The 2,560-nt window shown below is 46.4% G+C and carries 5 protein-coding genes; all 5 read right to left on the reverse strand.

All coding sequences use genetic code 11. The features are described from left to right. Positions 1-57 precede the first annotated feature (57 nt). Positions 58-498, reverse strand: coding sequence for a hypothetical protein (locus BJP37_RS22925; protein ID WP_143727747.1), 441 nt, complete (start codon positions 496-498; stop codon positions 58-60). A gap of 232 nt (positions 499-730) precedes the next feature. Next, on the reverse strand, positions 731-880 hold the full coding sequence (locus BJP37_RS39840; RefSeq protein WP_158069726.1) for a hypothetical protein: 150 nt from the start codon (positions 878-880) through the stop codon (positions 731-733). Between the two features lie 32 nt (positions 881-912). Beyond that, positions 913-1,062 carry a hypothetical protein gene (locus BJP37_RS39845; RefSeq protein ID WP_158069727.1) on the reverse strand — a complete coding sequence of 50 codons (150 nt, stop codon included), beginning with the start codon at positions 1,060-1,062 and terminating at the stop codon, positions 913-915. 428 nt (positions 1,063-1,490) lie between these two features. Then, on the reverse strand, positions 1,491-2,066 hold the full coding sequence (locus BJP37_RS22935) for an REP-associated tyrosine transposase (RefSeq protein WP_075902257.1): 576 nt from the start codon (positions 2,064-2,066) through the stop codon (positions 1,491-1,493). A gap of 39 nt (positions 2,067-2,105) precedes the next feature. Beyond that, a complete protein-coding gene (locus tag BJP37_RS39850; protein WP_075902259.1) occupies positions 2,106-2,435 on the reverse strand; it encodes a hypothetical protein in 330 nt (109 codons plus the stop codon). Positions 2,436-2,560: the final 125 nt, after the last annotated feature.

A 2,560-nucleotide genomic window follows, 5' to 3' on the forward strand; every position in this document is an offset into this window, starting at 1 on the left:
ATTCCCGATTCCCGATTCCCGATTCCCGATTCCCGATTCCCGATTCCCGATTCCCTTTTAATACTTAAAAGGATATAATTTTTTTACCGATTGCCGAGATAGAACAACAATCGTTAAAATTCCAACAAGTGTGCCAAATGGTCTGAACCAGCAGAGTAGGCAAGCTATCATAAATGAAAACCAATAATTCTTGCTTTTTCTGAGCATATAGCCAGAGAGAATGATAGCAAAAGCAAAGACTTCTCCAAGGATGAAAAGTATGGCACCAGAAATGACTAGCAAATAGCCAGGCAAGTCTGATGACACATTTCGTGATAACTTAAACCAGTCTGATAACTCTCCTGATAAGTCTGCAGGAATTGAGTCAGTTGCACCAATAATGAACAGACCAAAAGGGATATACAACATTAGTATAAACAGGGAGTAAAATCCAAAAAATCCCCCAAACATATAGTGAGTCCATGATAATAGTGTTAACTGCTTTTTAGGATTTCTCATAACTAGATATTAGTCGAATTCCCAAACTTCCCAAACTGTCCCAACTTAGCACACCTCCCACACTTCCCTTCAAGACTCTCTAGGTGACCAAAAGCCTGAGTGTGAACTGGTGCAGCTCGATTCAATGCCAAAAATTTTCCTAGTTTAACTCCCTTCGTCATCACCGAAAACTCAAGAACTGTTTTACCTTCACCATATTTCCTCGCTCGACCCTCAGGCTCAGGAGATTTTTCTAGTGCGATGCTCCTTTGGAGCCGCTACGCGAACGCATTTTGTAGTACGCATTTTGTAGGGTGGGCATTGCTTGAAACCAACTCCCAATCCTGCCGGAATTGACCAGAGCAATGCCCACCAAGCAGTAAGCATTTAGTAGGGTGGGCATTGCTTGAAATCAACCCCCAACTCTGCCGGAATTTACCGGAGCAATGCCCACCAACCAGGGTGCATTTTGTAGTGCGATGCTCCTTTGGAGCCGCTACGCGATCGCTTTTGTAGCTTTTGTAGGGTGGGCATTCCTTGAAACCAACCCCCAATCCTGCCGGAATTGACCAGAGCAATGCCCACCAACCAGGGTACCTATGCCTCCCAAACCTTCCGGAATTCACCATTACTTTGCCCACCCAAAGCATTGCTTGAAACCTCACGGGGTGACAACAAAGTATGCATTTTGTAGGGTGGGCATTGCTTGAAACCAACCCCCAACCCTGCCGGAATTTACCGGAGCAATGCCCACCAACCAGGGTACCTATGGCCGGTTTCCAACTCCCAAACATTCCGGAATTGACATCACTATTTGCCCACCCTACGATTGTCATTATTGGTGGGCATTGCCCATGTCATTGCTCGGCCTTCAATCATGATCTCAATCAGCAATGCCCACCCTACGATTGTCATTATTGGTGGGCATTGCCCATGTCATTGATCGGTTTTCAATCATGATCTCAATCAGCAATGCCCACCCTACGATTGTCTAGCCACCAACCGTTGATAATTCACTCACCAACCTTGGCTCCAATTTCCGAAAAATCTGGAACTAATGGTTGTCTCCCCCAGCAACAACAACCCCAATCGATCTGATACTGACCTGTTTCAACCCATCTGGTGAAACTCGAATACTCCCACCGATGAGGACAAGATACCAACCCATGCTTAACCGGATTGTAATGAATATAATCTAAAGCCTGTTGGAAGTCAGATTCATCTCGAATCACATGCTCCCAAAATCGGCGCTGCCAAACATTACTTTCTCTGTGTTTACGACGGGATGCCGATACATTCTGTGGCTTGAATTTTTTACCCCGTAGCGATCGCGTAAACAACACCTTAAACCGAGAAACCCGGTAGGAATAAGCTGTATCCCCTGGGGGTAGAGTCCACAAGAAATGAATATGGTCAGGTAAAACAACTGCACCAGTAATTTCAAAAGGTCTCTCAGTGCGAGTTTTAGCAAGTGCAGCACGCAAATAAGCAATTGTTTCGGGTTCGGAAAACAGAGGGGTGCGGTCGTAGGTTACCAGAGTCAGAAAAAAGGTTCCACCTGGGACATAGGCTCGACGATATTCGGGCATGGTTGTGGATTGCTGGGCATTGCGGATTTAATTTCTAGGCTAACTAATGTTGAACTTGCTGAGCAAGACCCACCCTAGGATTCTTGTCTGGTTCAGCTTACGCTTTTGTAGGGTGGGCATTGCTTGAAACCAACCCCCAACCCTGCTGGAATTCACCTGAGCAATGCCCACCAACCAGAGCATTTTGTAGGGTGGGCATTGCTTGAAACCAACCCCCAATCCTGCCGGAATTGATCTGAGCAATGCCCACCAACCAGAGTAGCTTGTAGGGTGGGAAAAGCCTTTTTCCAACTCGCCTACCTGCCCAAAGTCACCGGAGCAATGCCCACCAACCAGGGTACCCATTGCCTTTTGGGTCTTGGTGGGCATTGCTCATTTATTTTATAAGCGAACAATTTTGATACTTATCAGCAATGCCCACCCTACGAGTCTTGGGTCTCCCAATCCTGCCGGAATTGATCTGAGCAATGCCCACCAACCAGAGTAGCTTGTAG

Origin of the sequence: Moorena bouillonii PNG, assembly GCF_001942495.1 — a bacterium.
Taxonomy (GTDB): Bacteria; Cyanobacteriota; Cyanobacteriia; order Cyanobacteriales; family Coleofasciculaceae; genus Moorena; species Moorena bouillonii.

Bases quoted from the DNA above. Each gene is read 5' to 3' on its own strand.
- BJP37_RS22925 (WP_143727747.1), bottom strand. From the start codon at position 498: ATGAGAAATCCTAAAAAGCAGTTAACACTATTATCATGGACTCACTAT.
- BJP37_RS39840 (WP_158069726.1), bottom strand. From the start codon at position 880: ATGCCCACCCTACTAAATGCTTACTGCTTGGTGGGCATTGCTCTGGTC.
- BJP37_RS22935 (WP_075902257.1), bottom strand. From the start codon at position 2,066: ATGCCCGAATATCGTCGAGCCTATGTCCCAGGTGGAACCTTTTTTCTG.
- BJP37_RS39850 (WP_075902259.1), bottom strand. From the start codon at position 2,435: ATGCCCACCAAGACCCAAAAGGCAATGGGTACCCTGGTTGGTGGGCAT.